Origin of the sequence: Agathobaculum desmolans ATCC 43058, from assembly GCF_000701665.1 — a bacterium.
GTDB classification, from domain to species: domain Bacteria; phylum Bacillota; class Clostridia; order Oscillospirales; family Butyricicoccaceae; genus Agathobaculum; species Agathobaculum desmolans.
In genome coordinates, this window is the sequence record NZ_JNJN01000056.1 from 1 (window position 1) to 17,647 (window position 17,647).

The 17,647-nt window shown below is 55.4% G+C and carries 19 protein-coding genes and 1 other RNA gene; 9 read left to right on the forward strand and 11 right to left on the reverse strand.

Annotation, left to right across the window (positions count from 1 at the left end):
• Positions 1-310: Rid family detoxifying hydrolase (locus tag T363_RS0112140; protein WP_031473171.1), on the reverse strand; the 310-nt coding region annotated here is incomplete at its 3' end.
• A gap of 260 nt (positions 311-570) precedes the next feature.
• On the opposite strand from T363_RS0112140, the gene T363_RS0112145 reads away from it, so the two are divergent.
• From T363_RS0112145 to T363_RS0112170, 6 genes are all read left to right on the forward strand, one after another.
• The gene (locus T363_RS0112145; RefSeq protein WP_031476220.1) at positions 571-1,269 is read left to right on the forward strand and encodes a helix-turn-helix transcriptional regulator; all 699 of its coding nucleotides are present in this window, start codon (positions 571-573) and stop codon (positions 1,267-1,269) included.
• A 73-nt stretch (positions 1,270-1,342) separates the two neighbouring features.
• Positions 1,343-2,119: a GNAT family N-acetyltransferase gene (locus tag T363_RS0112150; protein ID WP_031476222.1), complete on the forward strand. Its 777-nt coding sequence runs from the start codon at positions 1,343-1,345 to the stop codon at positions 2,117-2,119.
• A 72-nt stretch (positions 2,120-2,191) separates the two neighbouring features.
• Positions 2,192-3,229 carry a threonine aldolase family protein gene (locus tag T363_RS0112155; protein ID WP_031476224.1) on the forward strand — a complete coding sequence of 346 codons (1,038 nt, stop codon included), beginning with the start codon at positions 2,192-2,194 and terminating at the stop codon, positions 3,227-3,229.
• A 3-nt stretch (positions 3,230-3,232) separates the two neighbouring features.
• Complete coding sequence (locus T363_RS0112160; RefSeq protein ID WP_031476226.1) at positions 3,233-3,886, forward strand: YczE/YyaS/YitT family protein; 654 nt, start codon at positions 3,233-3,235, stop codon at positions 3,884-3,886.
• 171 nt (positions 3,887-4,057) lie between these two features.
• Entirely contained in the window at positions 4,058-4,363 is a 306-nt protein-coding gene (locus T363_RS0112165; protein ID WP_031476228.1) for a GNAT family N-acetyltransferase, read from the forward strand.
• 13 nt (positions 4,364-4,376) lie between these two features.
• Positions 4,377-4,571, forward strand: coding sequence for a DUF6132 family protein (locus T363_RS0112170; RefSeq protein WP_031476230.1), 195 nt, complete (start codon positions 4,377-4,379; stop codon positions 4,569-4,571).
• Between the two features lie 102 nt (positions 4,572-4,673).
• Here the strand turns inward: T363_RS0112170 and T363_RS0112175 are convergent, their stop codons facing one another.
• From T363_RS0112175 to T363_RS0112190, 4 genes are all read right to left on the reverse strand, one after another.
• Positions 4,674-5,537 carry a hypothetical protein gene (locus T363_RS0112175; protein ID WP_031476232.1) on the reverse strand — a complete coding sequence of 288 codons (864 nt, stop codon included), beginning with the start codon at positions 5,535-5,537 and terminating at the stop codon, positions 4,674-4,676.
• 362 nt (positions 5,538-5,899) lie between these two features.
• The gene (locus tag T363_RS0112180; protein ID WP_031476234.1) at positions 5,900-6,709 is read right to left on the reverse strand and encodes a hypothetical protein; all 810 of its coding nucleotides are present in this window, start codon (positions 6,707-6,709) and stop codon (positions 5,900-5,902) included.
• On the reverse strand, positions 6,703-7,410 hold the full coding sequence (locus T363_RS0112185) for an ABC transporter ATP-binding protein (protein ID WP_031476236.1): 708 nt from the start codon (positions 7,408-7,410) through the stop codon (positions 6,703-6,705). Before T363_RS0112185 ends, T363_RS0112180 begins: the two co-directional genes overlap by 7 nt.
• On the reverse strand, positions 7,394-7,780 hold the full coding sequence (locus T363_RS0112190) for a GntR family transcriptional regulator (RefSeq protein ID WP_031476238.1): 387 nt from the start codon (positions 7,778-7,780) through the stop codon (positions 7,394-7,396). Before T363_RS0112190 ends, T363_RS0112185 begins: the two co-directional genes overlap by 17 nt.
• A 141-nt stretch (positions 7,781-7,921) precedes the next feature.
• On the opposite strand from T363_RS0112190, the gene T363_RS0112195 reads away from it, so the two are divergent.
• Positions 7,922-8,494, forward strand: coding sequence for a hypothetical protein (locus T363_RS0112195; protein ID WP_031476240.1), 573 nt, complete (start codon positions 7,922-7,924; stop codon positions 8,492-8,494).
• Positions 8,495-8,802: 308 nt separating this feature from the next.
• Here the strand turns inward: T363_RS0112195 and T363_RS0112200 are convergent, their stop codons facing one another.
• From T363_RS0112200 to T363_RS0112225, 6 genes are all read right to left on the reverse strand, one after another.
• A complete protein-coding gene (locus T363_RS0112200) occupies positions 8,803-10,398 on the reverse strand; it encodes a peptide chain release factor 3 (RefSeq protein ID WP_031476242.1) in 1,596 nt (531 codons plus the stop codon).
• Positions 10,399-10,931: 533 nt separating this feature from the next.
• Complete coding sequence (gene recR, locus T363_RS0112210) at positions 10,932-11,531, reverse strand: recombination mediator RecR (RefSeq protein ID WP_031476244.1); 600 nt, start codon at positions 11,529-11,531, stop codon at positions 10,932-10,934.
• Positions 11,531-11,887: a YbaB/EbfC family nucleoid-associated protein gene (locus T363_RS0112215; protein WP_031476246.1), complete on the reverse strand. Its 357-nt coding sequence runs from the start codon at positions 11,885-11,887 to the stop codon at positions 11,531-11,533. The genes recR and T363_RS0112215 overlap by 1 nt, the downstream gene beginning before the upstream one ends.
• A 12-nt stretch (positions 11,888-11,899) precedes the next feature.
• Positions 11,900-13,552: a DNA polymerase III subunit gamma/tau gene (gene dnaX, locus T363_RS0112220; protein ID WP_031476248.1), complete on the reverse strand. Its 1,653-nt coding sequence runs from the start codon at positions 13,550-13,552 to the stop codon at positions 11,900-11,902.
• 288 nt (positions 13,553-13,840) lie between these two features.
• Positions 13,841-14,107, reverse strand: an RNA gene (gene ffs, locus T363_RS15710) — signal recognition particle sRNA large type.
• Positions 14,108-14,164: 57 nt separating this feature from the next.
• Entirely contained in the window at positions 14,165-16,588 is a 2,424-nt protein-coding gene (locus T363_RS0112225) for a transglycosylase domain-containing protein (RefSeq protein ID WP_051643263.1), read from the reverse strand.
• A gap of 339 nt (positions 16,589-16,927) precedes the next feature.
• Between T363_RS0112225 and T363_RS0112230 the strand changes: the two genes are divergently transcribed.
• Entirely contained in the window at positions 16,928-17,263 is a 336-nt protein-coding gene (locus T363_RS0112230) for a hypothetical protein (RefSeq protein ID WP_031476252.1), read from the forward strand.
• A 104-nt stretch (positions 17,264-17,367) separates the two neighbouring features.
• The coding region (locus T363_RS0112235) for a helix-turn-helix domain-containing protein (protein WP_031472482.1) at positions 17,368-17,647 on the forward strand (280 nt) is incomplete at its 3' end.

Below are 17,647 nucleotides of genomic sequence, written 5' to 3' on the forward strand. Positions count from 1 at the left end.
AGCGTGCCGGATAGCCGCCCTCGCTGAAGAACGTGGCGTATACCTCGTTCATCGCGCCGAAGTTATTCATGTCGCTCAGGAACACCGTCGTCTTGATCACGCGATCCATTCCGACCCCTGCTTCCGCCAGGATCGCCTTGACATTCGTCAGCGATTGCCGTGTCTGCTCCGCGATCCCTTCCGGGAATGCTCCCGTCGCCGGATCGATCGGCAGTTGTCCGGATGTGATCACAAGCCCGTCCGTTGCAACGGCCTGTGCGTACGGACCGATCGCCGCCGGCGCCAGCTCCGTACTGATGACTTTCTTCATCCTTGCTCGCCTCCTTTTTCTGATATGAATTTATCACTTAAATAATATTTTGTCAAGAGGGTTTTGTGCATTTTGTACGATTGTTCAGTTTTGTTTTTCTGCTTTGTTGCAATTTTACATAGGTTTTAGCAATTTTATATAATAAATTTTTCTCTTTATTGTGATAATTTATTTTCAACTTTTTTGACAAACCATGTTTTTTTACGATATAATAAAATTACCCCAGATACAACCACTGTTTTTTGAAACGAGGTGAGCTTATGCCTACTCCCCTTTTGCAACATTATATAAAACTCACAGAATTTCTTGGATTGGCTTTGGGGCCGGACTATGAGATCGCGCTGCATGATCTCACGGATAAAAACCGTTCCATTATCGCCATTGCCAACAACCATGTGAGCGGAAGAGAGGTCGGCGCGCCGCTGACCAATGTTGCACTTCAAATCCTAATGGACAAAAGCTACGAAAAGCAGGATTACCGTCTGCATTACTGCGGTGTTTCCGCCAGCGGAAAGGAACTTCGCTCCTGTACGCAGTTTATTAAGCATAACGGCAAGCTGATCGGCATGCTGTGCATCAACTTCGATGACAGCCGCTATCAGGCTGTCAGCAGGGAAGTGCTCAAGCTGTGCCATCCGGACAGCTTTGCGAGCGACATATACCAGTCGGAAGAACCCGTCAGCACCAATGTACCGCCGCGTCCGATCCCGCCCACGACCGAAAGCTTCCATAATTCGATCGATGCGGTCGCCGGCGATGCGGTCAACCGCGAGCTGGCACACCTCGGCATTACCGCCGACCGGCTCACACCGGATGAACGGATGAAAATCATCGCCTCACTGGAAACCGGCGGTATTTTCCTGCTGAAAGGTGCAGTTAAGGACGTTGCGGATGCGCTGCATTGTTCGCAGGCCAGCGTATACCGTTACCTTTCTCAAATTAAAAAAGAGGATGTTTGACGCCTCAGCAAGATCACATTTGAAAAATGGGCGCTTTGCGCTCATTTTTCACTATTAGAACGGAGGGTTTTTTATGTTGATCCCAGTCACGGCAGTCGATCTGCCGGATTTTACCGCCGCCTGTGCACATGAGCATGTATTCGGTTCGCGCATGATCACCGCCCTGCGCGCTTATGGTCTTGGCAATCCCGATGTACGTTTTTTCCTGTGCCGGAAAGGCCGCGAACCGGCTGCCGCACTGCATCTGGCCGGCGGCGTGCTGACGATCGCGGCGGATGAACGCGCCGATCCCGCCCCCATCGCTGATCTGATCCGTGCAAACGAGGTACACGAGGTCGATACCAACTGGCCCCAGTGCACAGCCTTGCAGGCCATGCTTGGCGGCGTTACCGAAAGCTCCTATTATATGGTATACCGCGGTGGTTTAGTGGAGGAGACCTTTGATAATATGCGCCCGGGGGACCCACGCACAGTATTCGAAGTGCTGCAGCGCAGCCATGAATACTACCGCACCCATTTTGTTTTTGCGCAATGGTTTTCCGATTGGGAACAGCGCCTGTCCCGCGGCCTGTCTGAAATCTATCAGCTCGAGCACAACGGCGAAGTGGTCGGCACCGGCAGCATCCTGTCTTCGGACGATACCTGCGCGGTGATCGGCGCGGTTGCCGTCGTGCCGGAGCACCGCCATCAGGGGCTTGGTTCCTATATCAGCCGTTTTCTGGTGCAGCGGATCCAGACAATGGGCAAAACGCCGCGTCTGATCTCGGGCTACGATGAAGTAGCTGAGCTGTACCGACAGATCGGCTTTGCCCCCTGCGGCCGGTGGGGCGAACTTTACTTAAACAGCTAAGCCAAAGCGTTTTCACGGCCGCGCGCCGTCTGCACTGTCATTTCATATTTTACATACTGGAGGTTTTTTATCATGCGGTATATCGATTTGCGAAGCGATACGGTCACCCAGCCGACACAGGCCATGCGCGATGCCATGGCACATGCGCCGGTAGGCGACGATGTATTTCAGGATGATCCAACCATCAACGAGCTGGAGACCTACGCAGCCCAACTGCTCGGCAAGGAAGCCGCCCTGTTCGTCACCTCAGGCATGCAGGGCAACGCCTGCGCCCTGATGGCGTGGACCCGCCGCGGCGACTGTGTAGTGACCGATCCGCACACCCATATCGCCGAGCACGAAGCCGGCTCCTATGCGCAGCTTTCCGGCGTTTCCCTGCGGCATCCACAAAGCGTCAACGGCACAATGGATCCGGATTCCGTGCGCGCCTGCCTAACCGATGACAGCGATGTGCAGATCGCGCCGGTCACGCTGATTACAATGGAAAACGCCCATTCCTCGGGCGCTGTGCTCCCGCTCGAAAATATGCGTGCCGTTTATGCGGTTGCACAGGAAAATCACATCCCGGTTCATCTGGATGGGGCGCGCCTGTTCAACGCTGCCGCCGTACTCGGCATTTCGGATGTCCGTGAAATGACGCAGTATTGTGATTCCGTGATGTGCTGCCTGTCCAAGGGCTTATGCGCACCGGTCGGTTCGATCCTCGCCGGTCCGAAGGACCTCATCCACCGCGCACGCCGCGCACGCCGCATTCTGGGCGGCGGCACCCGTCAGGGCGGCATCCTTGCCGCCGCCGGTCTGATCGCTTTGCGCGATATGACCGGCCGCCTGACCGAAGATCACGAAAACGCCGCTTACCTCGGCAAAATGCTCCATGAAATTCCGGGCGTATCCGTCCTGTTCGACCGGCTGGATATCGATATGGTGTTCTTCCATACGGACTGGGACGCAGCCAAAGCCGCCCGTTTCCCCGGCTGGATGCTCGAGCACGGCGTAAAGGTAACCGGCTGCTTTGGCGGTGAATACCGCATGGTCTGCCACCACGATGTTTCCCGCGCGGACTGCGACACAACCATCGACCTTATGCGCACCTTCGCAGCGGAGGGCTGACCCATGATCCGCAGCTATTGCAGCCGTCTGCTCTGGCTGGTGGCCGGAATGGTGGTCAGCGCAGTCGGCATTACCCTGACCTTGCAGGCCAATATCGGGCTGGAACCGTGGAGCGTGCTGCAGCAGGGGCTTTCCCAAACGCTGGGCATCACCTACGGCACCGCGTCGATGATCGTCGGTGCAGCCGCTATCGGTGCAGCCGTGCTGTTCGGTGAAAGCTTCGGGTTCGGCACGATCCTGAACATCCTGCTGTGCGCCGTATTTATCGACACCCTGCTTTGGCTGGACTGGATCCCGCTGATGACAACCCTTCCCTCGGGCATCCTGATGCTGCTCATCGGGCTGGAGATCCTTGCCCTTGGTACATGGATGTATATGAAAAGCGCGCTTGGGTCCGGCCCGCGCGATGCGCTGATGGTGGCGCTGGCGCGCAAAACCGGACGATCGGTCGGCCTGTGCCGCGCCACCGTTGAAATTTTTGTTATTCTGGCCGGCTGGCTGCTGGGCGGACAGGTCGGGATCGGCACGGTGATCTCCGCTGTCGGGCTTGGCACATTGTTCAACCTTAATTTTCATATGCTGCACTTCCGTGCTGCTGAACTGCATCAGGAAAGCGCCGCCGAAACGCTGCGCCACCTGCGCGGACAGGGGCGCTGATCCCCACACTATGACAAAACCGACCGGCATCGGGTTTCCCCTCCGCCGGCCGGTTTCTTGTTCCCTTTGTGATATCATCACGGAATATACCGCTGCAAACCGTTATACTACATACAACAAATCAAAACGCCCCCTGTATCTCATACAGCTGTGGGCAAGGAGGGAATCGGTATGCAGCTTCACATAAACACCGATCGCATCTGGATGGAAAACGGGCAGCGGCAGGAGCTGGCCTATGTCACCTTCCCGTCCCTTGGCGATAGTCTGGTCGAAATCACACATACCGTGGTCGATCCGTCCCTGCGCGGTCACGGCGTTGCCGGTACACTGCTGCTGGCTTTGGCCGACGAACTGCGCCGCTCCGGCCGCCGTGCCGTTCCAACCTGTTCCTACGCAGCCAAATGGTTTGCCGCGCATCCCACGCAGCGGGATGTGCTCTCCGCTTCTGCCGCGCCGCACTGCGCGGGCACCACCTGAGGAGGTGACCGATATGGATCTGCAATGGAAAAAATGGCTTCGTCCGGCACTTTTCGCCCTTGCCGGCGCCGCCGCAGGCTGGATCTATTATCACTTTTTCGGCTGTACGAACGGCTGCCCCATCACCGCCTCCCCTTATCGCACGTCGCTGTATATGGCAGTGATCGGCTGGCTCATCGCGCAAGCGACCAAAACCGAAGCGGGCTAAATTTCACTCAACCACTTTTTCTTACGTCTGTCTTTCTATCAGAGCAGGGGGACTGCCGCATATGCGGCAGTCCCCCTGCTCTATTTCGATATCATGCCTGCTTTATCCGTTCTCCAACGGCACCAGCTCTGCATACATCGCGCCGCCCAGCATTCCACTGTCCGCAATATCCTCCAACACAACGATACCGCTGTCCTTTTCCCGATAGACATGCAGCCACAGGTCATCGTCTTCCAAACGCATATCATAATCCGACGGCATAATGCCGCCGTCAAACGATGCTTCCTCGCTCGTCAGGCACAGGGAAAAACTGTCGTACTGCTCGGGCGGATACGCCTCGCTGTATATCTGCTCCTCCGGATAATTATAGCTGGCCCAGCTATATCCCATCTCCTGATAAATTCCGTCCTCCCGGCGGATGGTCAGCGTATAATCGCTCATAAAGCCTTCTCCCGCTTGGAGTTCAAGGGTCGATCCATCCACCAGCACACCGGTTGCACGGCTGCCGGTCACATCGCTGAGCGCCGCATAGATAAAGGCGTAATGATCCGGGTCGTAGGGATATTCCACTCCCGGCTCATACATGATATCCTCTTCATACGGTTCGTCAGCCACCGGTTCCTCTACGGAACTGCTCAACGCATAGATTGCTCCATCAACCATATCCACAAAAAGCGAAAGCAGGTTCGGCAAGATATTGAGCAGCAGCAAAAGAATGCCGCCGATTGCAATTGCTTTGCCGCCGCTTTTGCGCTTTCCGTTCGTTGGTGCAGCGGAAGGCTTCTTTCCTGCTGAAGTCCAATCCTTTGTAAAAGTCTGATGCTGTTTTTTCTTTGGTTTTTCCCGCACCGGACGGGTGCTGCGCCGCGGCTCTGCCAGCCTTCCCCGGCTGCCTGCACGCGCCCCGCAAATCGGACACTCCCGCTCGCTGTCGTCAAAATTGATCCCACAGTGTTGACACTTCATATTCCCTGCGCCCCCCTTCTTTGCTATCATCATAACAGAGCAGGGAAGCCGGTGCAAGCTATTTCTGCGGCATCCACCGCACCAATCGTAACAGCATCGGATGTTTTTCCCGTTTTACGAAGCTGCCGGCAGTTTCTGTTTTCGAAAACCTCAAAAAATGCACAAAAGCCAGATATATGTCGTCACTCAGACTGTCGTAAAACTTCGTTTTTCCGACAATCTATGTTTGGACTACGCCAAACAGGAGCAAGAAAAAGTCCCTGTACCGAAACCTTTTCTCTCTCAAAGTATAAAAAGTCAGGCACATGTGCCTGACTTTTCATGCATTTGCACTGCAAATGCTGCTTTATACGCCGCCTGTATTATTCCAGATTCAGCCGGTTTTTCAAAATATACCGCGTTCCGGCGAAAAATGCCGCGCCGAATGCCGCCGTGACCCCGCACAAAAGCAGCATACCCAAATGGATCGCCCCGGCCGGGCCGATGCTGCGCAGCATGCTGTTCAGCGCCAGCCACAGGTTGTCAAACGGCAAGTTCGTCACACCCATCATCAGCAGCATAAACAGGAACTGCCCCGCTGTTGTCAGCACAAAATACCACACGACCGCCATCAGCACCCGATGCTTTCTGGCCAGATGACCCAGCGCCATGCACAGATAAATGAACAGTACGCTTGCCAGCCCCAGCAGAATCAGCCAGATCATGCCCTCCAGCGTATACAGCACGGTGTTTGCGTCCGTGGTAAAGGCGCTGACAAAGCTCTTGAAAAACGCGGCGATCCATCCAAACGTTTCGCCGAAGCCGCCCGCCATCAGGCTGATACTTAAAACTGCGGACAACATACTGAGCACACTCATTGCCAGCGCGATGATCGCCTTGCTCCAAATATGCTGGGACACGGTGACCGGCAGGGTAAACATCAAATAGCCCTCATCCCCCAGCAGGTTTTTGTAAAACCGTTGGATCAGAATGACCGTTGTCACCACAGACACTGCAACCATCACACCGAAATACAGCATGGAAACCAGCATCGTCGGAATGCCATACAGAATATCCATCACCGGCTCCGCCATCATCAGATTATTGATCAGCGACAGCAGCAGTACCCCGCCGTACAGCGGCAGGCAGATGCGTGCGCATGCCTTCCATTCATATTTTAACAGTTTCAGCATGCGAACACCTCCCGGAACAGCATATCAACCGATTTCCCGTGCTCCTCGCGGATCATATCCACGCTTTCATGCAGGGTCATCACACCGTTTTTCAGAAATACAACCTCATCCAGCACCCGTTCAATATCCGCAATCAGGTGGGTGGACAGCAGCACCGAGGCGTTTTCACTGTAATTGGACAGGATAGTATTCAAAATATAATCCCGTGCCGCCGGATCCACGCCGCCGATCGGCTCATCCAGCAGATACAGCTGCGCGCGCCGGCTCATGGTCAATATCAGCTGCACCTTTTCCTTTGTACCCTTGGACAGGGTCTTGAGCCGCGCCAGCGGGCTGATCTCCAGCGCCGCGAGCATATCGTTGGCCTTCACCTTATCGAAATCCGCATAAAAATCGCTGAAAAAGTCCAGCAGGTCGCAAACCTTCATCCAATCGTTCAGGTAGGCACGGTCCGGCAGATAGCTAACTGCGTTATGCGTGTGTACGCCCGGTACCTCCCCGTCGATCTGCACCGTGCCCTCGGTCGGCTGGATCAGGCCGTTAAGCAGCTTAATCGCCGTGGTCTTTCCCGAACCATTCGGCCCCAGCAGGCCTACAAAACGCCCGCGCTCCAGCGTCAGATCCAGATGGTCAAGTGCCGTCAGGCTGCCGTATACCTTGGTCAGGCCACTGCACACGACCAGTTCATTCTTCTGTTCCATGAAGCAATACCTCCCCCCGGCGCTTTTCCAGCAGCGCCACAATCTCCTGTTCGCTGAATCCCAGCTGGCTCATCCCGGCCAAAAACTCTGTGATGCGGTCGCTTGCGATCTGCTCCCGAATTTTTGCGATCATCTCTCTATCCTCCGTTACATATCTTCCGCTGGTGCGGTTGGTATACATCAGCCCCTCGCGCTCCAGATCCGCCAGAGCGCGCTGCATCGTATTCGGATTGACACCGGCTTCCGCCGCCAGCTCGCGTACCGGCGGCACTTTATCCCCCGCGCCGAGCTGCCCGCTGACGATCTGCTCGGTTAACTGCTCCATCAACTGCTGATAGATCGGCCGGTCACCCCGTAGCTGCCATTGCATGGCCTCGCTCCTTTCTGTTTCTTTGTGTTATGATAATAATACAATAGAGCAGTTTTGTCAACCCTTATCCGAAAAATTTTTTATGGGTTCCATCCTGCCGCCGTTTGTGCTATACTATTATGATGTTGGAGGAAACATTTTATGTCGATTTATCCGTATCTGCGGCCGCTTTGGGCGGCTCTTGCCGTCTCTGCGCTGGTCAATCTGGCGTCACTTACCGATTCCATGACCATCCTGATGATCGCCAATGTCATCAATCTGCTGTGTTATGCAGTGGTTGCGTTTGTGCTGTACCGCCTGTCGGACGAATCCGCCCGCTTTGGCCATGCCTTTCCTGCCCGTCTCTTTTCCGTCGCACTGATCGGATTGGCACTCGTATGCACCGCCTTTAATCCGGAAAATCCGGCGCTGCTCAACTTTCTCTCGCTGCTGTCCCTGGCAGGCAGTGTAGCCGGTCTGCTCAGTGAATATTACATGTATTGGGCACTGGATGAACGCATCATCCCCTGTGCCTATAACTATCCGGCACGGCGCATCCGTTGGTGCTTTTATGCGCCGCTGCTCGGCGCCTTTGTTGCCAGCCCGCTGATGTTGATTGGGCAGGCCAAGGCCGCCGTGCTGCTGCAATGCCTTACGCAGTTTATCCCCCTTATTTTGCTGCGGCAGTATATGCAGGCTGTCAAAGCGCGTGAGGATGATCCGCTGTCTTTTTGAAAACAGCAGATAAATAACAAAAGAGCGGTCATTTGACCGCTCCACCTTGTCGAAAAAGTATTTTGTCGATGCGTTTTACCAATACGCGCGGCGGCGCGCATCAAAACAGCATTTGCAGCGCAAATGCATAAAAGCTGGGGGCGTGTACCTCAGCTTTTATACTTTGAGAGAGAAAAAGTTTCTGCATAGGAACTTTTTCTCGTCCATGTTTGGCGAATTCCAAACATAGATTGTCGGAAAAACGAAGTTTTTCGACAGTCTCCGCTCTTTTTACTTACACGTCTGTCATACACCATATAATGCAGCGCTTACGCATTCTCGGAGAACTCTGCCAGCCGCAGACCTTCGTTATGATCCTCCGCATATGTGATATTCCACGGGGAGGAGAACAGCAGCAGGGTATTGCCCTTCAAATCTTCAACGATCTTGGTGTCGCTTGTCAGCTGCAAACGCTTCACGTCAAAATCCTCCTCGTCATTCTCCACCCAGCGCACATGCTCATAGGGCAGACCCTCACGGATGATCTCCACGTTATATTCATTCTTGAGACGGTATTCCAGCACTTCGAACTGCAATACGCCGACTACACCCACGATGACCGACTCCATACCGGCGCCCGGTTCGCGGAAGATCTGGATCGCACCCTCCTGCGCGATCTGCTCCACACCCTTGACAAACTGCTTGCGCTTAAGCGTATCCTTTTGCCGCACGGTAGCAAACAGCTCGGGCGCAAAGGTCGGAATACCGGAAAATTCGCATTTATGCTTGGGGTCGCACACCGTATCGCCGATGGAGAACACGCCCGGGTCAAAAATGCCGATGATATCGCCCGCATACGCCTCATCCACGATGGAACGATCCTGCGCCATCAGCTGCTGCGGCGCCGCCAGCACCATTTTTTTGCCGCCCTGCACATGCAGAACCTCCTGCCCGCGCTCAAATTTGCCCGAACAGATGCGCATAAATGCCACACGGTCACGGTGCGCTTTATTCATATTCGCCTGAATTTTGAACACAAATGCCGAAAAATGCGGATCAAACGGGTCGATCACGCCAACATCCGCCGTGCGCGCACTCGGCGGCGGGGTCATTTGCAGGAACTTTTTCAAAAACGGCTCCACACCGAAATTGGTCAGCGCCGAGCCGAAAAACACCGGCGACAGCCGCCCTTTATGCACAGCGGCCAAATCAAATTCATCCCCTGCGCCGGAAAGCAGCTCCACGTCGTCAATCAGCGTCTGATACTGCTCCTCGGGCAGCAGCCCCTCCAGAATAGGATCGTCGATCGACAGGCGCTGCGCCTTGACCTCATGCCGGAAATCCGCGCCTTCAAACGCAATAACCTCATCGTCCATGCGGTCATACACGCCCTTGAAGCGCTTGCCCGAGCCGATCGGCCAGTTTACCGCATAAGTGCCGATGCCCAGCTCATTTTCGATTTCCTCGAGCAGCTCATACGGATCGCGCGCCTCGCGGTCCATCTTATTGATGAAGGTAAAAATCGGCACGCCGCGCATTGCGCACACCTTGAACAGCTTGCGGGTCTGTGCCTCCACACCCTTGGAGCCGTCGATCACCATTACGGCGGAATCCGCCGCCATGAGTGTGCGGTAAGTGTCCTCGGAAAAGTCCTGATGGCCCGGGGTGTCCAGAATGTTGATGCACTTGCCCTCATACCGGAACTGCAAAACCGAGGACGTGACCGAAATACCGCGCTGCTTTTCGATCTCCATCCAGTCGGACACCGCATGGCGGCTGTTTTTTTTGCCCTTTACCATGCCCGCTTCCTGAATCGCGCCGCCGTACAGCAGGAATTTTTCGGTTATCGTCGTTTTGCCGGCGTCGGGATGCGAAATGATCGCAAACGTGCGCCGGTTTTCAATTTCTCTTTTCAGGTCTCCCACAGGCAATATTCCTCCCGATTGTATAAACTTGAATTTTGTTGCGTAATGTTCACAGAATGTTCACAATTAACCGATATCATAAATGTGTGGAAAGCGTAAGATCCCCCCACATGTTCTTGCTTTCTACTCTCTATCCTACCTTTTATTGCGGGAGCAGCCAGACATTTGTCTGGCTGTTCCTGTTTTTTTGCGTTTTATGTAAAAAACAACGCTTTATCAGGTAATTAAGATGTATTTTTCCTCGATTTGTCCCACGGCGCACAGTCCGGTTTCCGATCCCAACCGCGATTTTATCCCTGTCGGATCGGTTCCTTGCAGTTTTACACATTTTCCACTATTTTTCCATAGGAAATTTATCAAATCAGCAGTAAACCGAACACACACCCCGCGGATCGACCGGCAACGCTGCCGCTGCACCGCAGCCCATCCATCCCGGCTCCGCTGTCTTCCGATAGAAAGAGGAATGCATATTTTCCGTTTTGTGCATAGCAGTATCCCAACAGGCGCCGCGTACAGCGCCTATTGTTGTGCCGTCACACTTCCTGCCGGCCCTCCAGTGCGCGGGTCAGCGTGACCTCGTCAACGAACTCCAGATGTCCGCCCACCGGGATGCCATAAGCCAAACGGGTGATTTTGATGCCGAACGGCTGCAGCAGCCGCGAAATATACATCGCAGTCGCCTCGCCCTCGGTATCCGGATTAGTCGCCAGAATAACCTCCCGGGTGTCCTCCTCCGCCACACGCTGCACCAGCTCACGGATCCGGATATCGTCCGGTCCGACGTGTCCCATCGGGGAAAGCGTGCCGTGCAGCACATGATACAAGCCCTTATATTCCTTTGTACGCTCAAAAGCGATCACATCGCGCGGCTCTGCCACCACACAGATCGTTTTCTGGTCGCGGCTTTTATCTGCACAGATCGGACAGGTCTCCGTATCCGTCAGGTTCTGGCAGCGCTTGCAGGTAAAGGTACGCGCCTTCGCCTCGCGGATCGCGTCCGCAAACCGTTCCGCATCCTCTTTGGGCAGATCCAGCACATGGAACGCCAGCCGCTGCGCGGTTTTCTGCCCAATGCCGGGCAGCTTGGCAAATTCCTCGATCAGCCGCTCGACCGGCGGTGCAAAAAAATCCATCAGAACAGGCCGCCGCCCAGACCGCCCATGCCGCCGGTGATCGCGGACATCTGGCTCTGGGATTTTTCACTCGCCGCCGTCAGTGCCGCATTTACCGCTGCCACCACCAGATCCTGCAGCATATCAATATCGTCCGGATCGACCACGTCCGGCTTGATCTCGATCGATTTCAGGGAGGAAGTACCGGTCACGGTAGCGGTCACCATGCCGCCGCCCGCTGTACCGGTGGTCTCCATCTGCGCGATCTCCTCCTGCGCCTTAAGCATATTCTCCTGCATCTTCTGCGCCTGCTTCATCATCGCCTGCATATTCATGCCGCCGCCGAAGCCGCCGCCAAAGCCCTTTCCCTTTGCCATATCCATTTCCTCCTAAAATTCGTTAATTTGAATATCAAGTTCCTTTGCACGGCCGATCAATGCCTCAACCGCATCGTTTTTCTGTTGTACCGGCTGCTCATCGGCCTCGCGCACCTTTACCTTGATCGGTGCACCGGCCAGAGCTGCCGCCTGCTCGCGGATGACCTTCATCGTCGGCTCAGCTTTGGCCAGCATCGCCGTGATCCCATCCTCACACAGGATGACGAGTGCGCCTTCCTCCTCTATGCCCTTGGCAGACAGCTTCAGATTGGTATGCGCACCGGTGTTGATTTTTCCGGTCAGACCCTCCATCAGCTTTGCCCAGTGCGGCCAGTCGGCCTGCCGGTCTGCCGGCGGCTGCGGTTTATCCCCAGCTGCCGGTGGATTTGCCGCATCCTGCTCCCCGACCCACGCGGGCGCATCCGCGTCATCCGGCAGCGGCGGCGCATCCGCATCGCCCGGCGGGGGCGGCGCTTCCGTGCCACTCTGTGCGGGAGCGTCACCCTGCGCCATGCGCACCGGAACACCGTGCTTCATCTGCTCTTCCAAAGCCTCTACACGGCCGCCAAGGGTGTCATACGCGTCTGCGCCAAGGGAACACAGGCGCACAGCGCACAGTTCCGCTTCAACCCGGCGGTTCGCCGCACTGCGCATTCGATCCAATGTTTCGCCAATTACGCGGCTCCACGCGATCAGCGTGGACGAAGCCAACCCATCGCACAATTTTTGCAGCGCGCCCACCGTATACGCCGGTGAGATCATCGCCGACACATCGGTTTTGCTGGTTTTTACGAGCAATGCGTCCCGAATCAACCCCAGCATCTGGTCATACACCGCCGCCAAATCGCGCCCGGCGTTATAGTACTCATCCAGCAGCCCGACAGCCGCCGCGAGATCCCCGTTTTTCAGATGCTCCGCCAGATGGATGCCGTCGTCCTGCCCCAGCACACCCAGCGCTGCCGTTACACTTTGTTCGTCCACCGCACCGGCAGCCGCGGCGCGGTCAAGCATGGAAAGCGCGTCGCGCATCGCGCCGTCCGCCAGCCGGGCGATCAGGCGGGCTGCGCCTTCGGTCAGCCCGATCCCTTCCCCGTCCGCTACATCGAGCAGACGGCGGGCAATATCCTCCGCCCTGATGCGGCGGAAATCAAACCGCTGGCAGCGCGACAGGATGGTAGCCGGTACTTTGTGCAGCTCGGTCGTTGCCAGAATAAACAGCACATGGCCGGGCGGTTCCTCCAGCGTTTTGAGCAGTGCATTAAACGCACCGATCGACAGCATATGCACCTCATCAATGATGAACACACGCTTTTTGACCTGCGCCGGGGTGTAGCGCGTTTCATCGCGCAGATCGCGGATATTGTCCACACCGTTGTTAGAAGCCGCATCGATCTCGGTCACATCCAGCACAGACCCATCCAGAATACCGCGGCAGGCCGCGCACGCATTGCAGGGATCGCCGCCTACCGGATGCTCGCAGTTGACCGCACGCGCCAGTATTTTTGCACAGGTGGTCTTGCCTGTGCCGCGCGTGCCGGTAAACAGATAAGCGTGGCTGAGCCTTCCGCTTTGCAGCTGTGCGCGCAGCGTATCCGTAATATGCTGCTGCCCAATCACATCCGCAAAGGTCTGCGGCCGCCATTTACGGTATAATGCCTGATACACGCCCTGCCACGCTCCTTTTCCCTGTTATTTGCAGCAAACCGCAAAAGAGGCGGGCGTAAGCCCGCCTCCAAGCGTCTCTCCTGCGCGCCATGCGCGCATTTCAATAGAAAACCGCACGCGGTTTTCATAAAATGTCCAGCTCTGCCGGACTTTTTACACCAGTCGGAGCAAAAGTTTCGTTTATCAGAACTTTTGTCCCGCCCCGATGTATCCGAGCTGCAGGCTCGGTACATCGCTTCGATTGAAAACGTGGTTTCAATCGAATTTCTCGTTCAGCGCCCCACAAGACCGCACACGGTCGATTCGAAAGCGTACGCCCGGCTGCCTTTCCGCAGTTTGGGCTCAGGATCGGCAGCTCTGCGGCACACGATGGTTTCCGCTTAATGCTGCTCGGTTCCCCGCCTGACATGGTTCACGGTCCTCCGTTGCGCAGTACCGGTCCCTCATCGCCCTGTTGGCGGCTGCCTCGCCGCGCGCACGTCCCTCCTCGCCCGCATCACCCCCGCTGCAGCGGATTGCGGGTACAAGGCACCGCTAACGCCCCGGTGTGTGCGGCCTTGTGCGGCGCTGAACGATATTCTTTTGTTTTAGTTTACACCATACCGGCAATACTTATGCCTCCGGATCATCCGGTGCAGGTTGTTCCGGTCCGGGTGAAGGTTCAGGTTCAGGCTCAGGCGTTGGTTCAGGCTGCGGATCAGGTGCAGGCGTTACCGTACCACCGCCCTCCGGATCGGTCGGCGGCGTCACCGGCTTTCCGGTTTCCGGGTCAACTGTTGGATCTCCCCCTGCGTTATCCTTGTCTTTATCCTTATCCTTGTCTTTATCCTTGTCTTTGTCCTCGTCCTCTTCTTCATCCTTCTGCTTCCAGTCCGTCACACCGATCTTCGCAAAGTTATACGTTTTGCCGATGTTCTGATGGCTGCAGGTCTGTGCCGGTACCTGATCCTTCCAGAAGCGTCCGGTCGCAGCGCGTCCCGCTGCCCGGCAGGCGCCGGAAGCCAGCAGGCCGGTATCCATACAGTAGGTTTTTTCCACAAAATCCTGCGGATGAGAATCAAATTTCAGCCCGGAATCACCTTCGTGGACTTTTTTCATAACATCCAGCCAGATATAAGCGGCATTGCGTCCATACAGGCCGTCCACGCGGTATTCCGCATCAAAGCCGACCCACACCGCAGCAGAATACTTCGGGGTGACACCGCAGAACCAGATATCCTTGTTATCCGTGGTCGTACCGGTCTTACCCGCCGTTTGCACGCCGGGAATCTGAATGCCGGATGCCGTACCGTAAGCGGTAACGTTCTGCAGGCACTCGAGCATATAGTACGCGGTGCGCACATTCTCGAAGCCCAGATCCGTGCTCGGCTTGTTTTCCAGCACCACATTCCCCTCGGAATCCACCACCTTGGAATAAGTGCGGGTGCCGCCGAATACGCCGTCGTTGATGAAAGCAGAGAAGCCGCCAGCCATCTCACGCACGGTCACGCCGTCGGTCAAGCCGCCGAGTGCAAGCGGCGCATAGTCGATATCCGACTGCACGCTGCCGTCCGCGTTGGTGCGGTTGCCCACCAGTTGGAAGCCCAGCCGCTGGGTCAGGAAATCATACGAAGCCTGCGGGGTCAGCGCACTCATCACCTGTACCGCAATCGTGTTGACCGAGCTGGTGATACCGCTCTTGATCGTCATAGACGAACCGGTCGGCATTTTACCATCGTTCATCGGCCACGGCTTACCATCCGTACCGATGCGCAGCGGTTTGTCATATGCAATGGAAGACGGCACGATAATGCCCTTGTCCATCGCCGGTCCGTAAGCTGCCAACGGCTTGAGTGAAGAACCCGGCTGCCGGCGGGCATCCGTCGCACGGGAGAATGTGAGCTTACCGGTTTTTTCGCCGCGTCCGCCCACCAGCGCTACAATATTGCCCTGCTTGTCCGTAATGACCATCGCGCTCTGAGGCTTGCTTCCCTCCGAGCCGCGCGTCATGTTGGGGAATACGTCATTGCTTTTGTACACGCTGTCCAGAATATCCTGCACACGTGTGTCAATCGTTGCATAAATCTGCAGCCCGCCCGAATTAACCATATTGCGGGCAACCGTTTCAGAATATCCCTTTTGGGTCATCAAATCGTTTACTACGTCCGTGATGACCGCATCGGTAAAGTAAGAGTACGGCTCGCCGACCTCTTCCACATAATCCTCATAGGGACGATAGACCAGCTCCTGCGCGACCGCTTCATCATGCTCTGCCTGCGTGATCATCTCCTGCTCGAGCATTTTCCCAAGGATTTCCTCTTGCCGTTCCTTCACCTTATTCGGGTGGTTATACGCGTCGTAAATCGAAGGATTGTTGGTCATGCCAACAATCGCAGCGCTTTCTGCCAGCGTCAGCTCGGATACATCCTTGCTGAAATAGCGTTCTGCCGCCGTCTGCACGCCGTAACAGTGATATCCCAAATAGATCGTATTCAGATACATCGTCAGGATGCGGTCCTTATCATCGATCTCTTTTTCCAGCGCCAAGGCGCGGAATATCTCGTTGATCTTGCGCTTGACCGAATAATCGTCCTCATCCGTTGCGTTCTTGATGAGCTGCTGGGTGATGGTTGAGCCGCCGCGCTGCGGGCCGCCGAGCAGCCATGTCTTGACCGCGACCAGCGTTCCCTTCCAGTCCACGCCCTTGTGCTTGTAAAAGCGCTTGTCCTCCACCGCGACCGCGGCATTTTTCATATATTCCGGGATTTTTTCACTGTCCACCCACTCACGGTTTTCCAAGCCGCTCAAGGTTTCATACACCTTTTGCTCGCCGGTTGCCGCATCGGTGGCATAAATAAACGAGTTGAGGTTTAGGCCCAAGCCCTTGCTCAATTCCACTGCCGCTTCCTGCGCAGATGGATTGATGTATGCATGCACATAGTAGGCAAACGCAATGCCGCAGAAGCAGCCGCAAAGCACGCCGATCAGCAGAAGCGTCAGCAGCACGCGGGATATCGCATGGCCAATGCCCGATCTTCTTGTTTTGCCCTTTGACAATTCGGTCTCCTCCTTGCCCGGCGGACTGATTTTCCGTCCGCTGTCCGGTCAGACGCTGTTCCTTCCCGTTCGGTTTCCAAGCATATGAAACCGCCCATCGGTGCGGTTTTCCGTGTATTCCCGCCGTAATTACGGCGAATGGATCATGTTTTGATTGGGATCGTCTTCCCCACCGGCCGGCCGATCCGTCTGGCTTCGGCTGATCCGGTTAATTCTTACCCGAGCTATTATACCACACTATACGCTAAAATCCAAACAAATTTTACACATGTTACCGAATAGTTAACATTTTTGTGGGAATACTCTAAACAACTCCCCTGCGGTAAAGGAGGTTTGCACATGATGCAAGGTTTTTATCTGCTCACTATGCAGCGTCTCAAGCGGCGCAGACGTATTGCAGCGTTTGCCTGTGCCGCCGCACTGACCTGCGCCGGCTTTGCGGTGCACGCCCGTCTTACCGTGCCGCCCGCGATACAGACCGCCGGTGCCGATTTGCCCTACGTTGCACACAGCGAAGACGGCCGCCTGCTGATCTCCCGCGGCGGTGAAACGCTGCTCCGCACCGAGATCGACACCCGCACCCTGCCCGCTGCTGACCAAACAGCGCTTGCACAAGGCATCACCCTGTCCGATGCAGCAGCACTGGCTCGTTTGCTGGAGGATTACGGATCATAACAGCTGGCCGCTGCCGCCGAAAACATAAAAAGTCAGGCGCATTGATATGATCCTCCTAAAGTAGACCATGGAAAAAACCAAAATCTACTTTAGGAGGATTTTTTATGGGCAAAATAAAATTCACTCCAGAGAAGAAAATAGAAATCATAGAAGCGTATAAGTCGGGTAAGGTTGCCTATTCTCAATTACAAGATGTTTATGGAATGAATCGTGACGAGATATATAGATGGATATCCAAGTACGAAGCGAACGGTATTGAAGCCTTTGTAAGTGGAAACAGAAGGTATTCCAAGGAATTTAAGATTCATTGCATTGAAGAGTATCTTAGCGGAATTGGCAGTGTGGATGATATCGTAGCCAAATACAATATTTCAAACAGAGGGG

Excerpts from the sequence above, each read along its gene's own strand:
- T363_RS0112145 (WP_031476220.1), top strand. The coding sequence starts at position 571 with ATGCCTACTCCCCTTTTGCAACATTATATAAAACTCACAGAATTTCTT.
- T363_RS0112150 (WP_031476222.1), top strand. The coding sequence starts at position 1,343 with ATGTTGATCCCAGTCACGGCAGTCGATCTGCCGGATTTTACCGCCGCC.
- T363_RS0112155 (WP_031476224.1), top strand. The coding sequence starts at position 2,192 with ATGCGGTATATCGATTTGCGAAGCGATACGGTCACCCAGCCGACACAG.
- T363_RS0112160 (WP_031476226.1), top strand. The coding sequence starts at position 3,233 with ATGATCCGCAGCTATTGCAGCCGTCTGCTCTGGCTGGTGGCCGGAATG.
- T363_RS0112165 (WP_031476228.1), top strand. The coding sequence starts at position 4,058 with ATGCAGCTTCACATAAACACCGATCGCATCTGGATGGAAAACGGGCAG.
- T363_RS0112170 (WP_031476230.1), top strand. The coding sequence starts at position 4,377 with ATGGATCTGCAATGGAAAAAATGGCTTCGTCCGGCACTTTTCGCCCTT.
- T363_RS0112175 (WP_031476232.1), bottom strand. The coding sequence starts at position 5,537 with ATGAAGTGTCAACACTGTGGGATCAATTTTGACGACAGCGAGCGGGAG.
- T363_RS0112180 (WP_031476234.1), bottom strand. The coding sequence starts at position 6,709 with ATGCTGAAACTGTTAAAATATGAATGGAAGGCATGCGCACGCATCTGC.
- T363_RS0112185 (WP_031476236.1), bottom strand. The coding sequence starts at position 7,410 with ATGGAACAGAAGAATGAACTGGTCGTGTGCAGTGGCCTGACCAAGGTA.
- T363_RS0112190 (WP_031476238.1), bottom strand. The coding sequence starts at position 7,780 with ATGCAATGGCAGCTACGGGGTGACCGGCCGATCTATCAGCAGTTGATG.
- T363_RS0112195 (WP_031476240.1), top strand. The coding sequence starts at position 7,922 with ATGTCGATTTATCCGTATCTGCGGCCGCTTTGGGCGGCTCTTGCCGTC.
- recR (WP_031476244.1), bottom strand. The coding sequence starts at position 11,531 with ATGGATTTTTTTGCACCGCCGGTCGAGCGGCTGATCGAGGAATTTGCC.
- T363_RS0112215 (WP_031476246.1), bottom strand. The coding sequence starts at position 11,887 with ATGGCAAAGGGAAAGGGCTTTGGCGGCGGCTTCGGCGGCGGCATGAAT.
- T363_RS0112230 (WP_031476252.1), top strand. The coding sequence starts at position 16,928 with ATGATGCAAGGTTTTTATCTGCTCACTATGCAGCGTCTCAAGCGGCGC.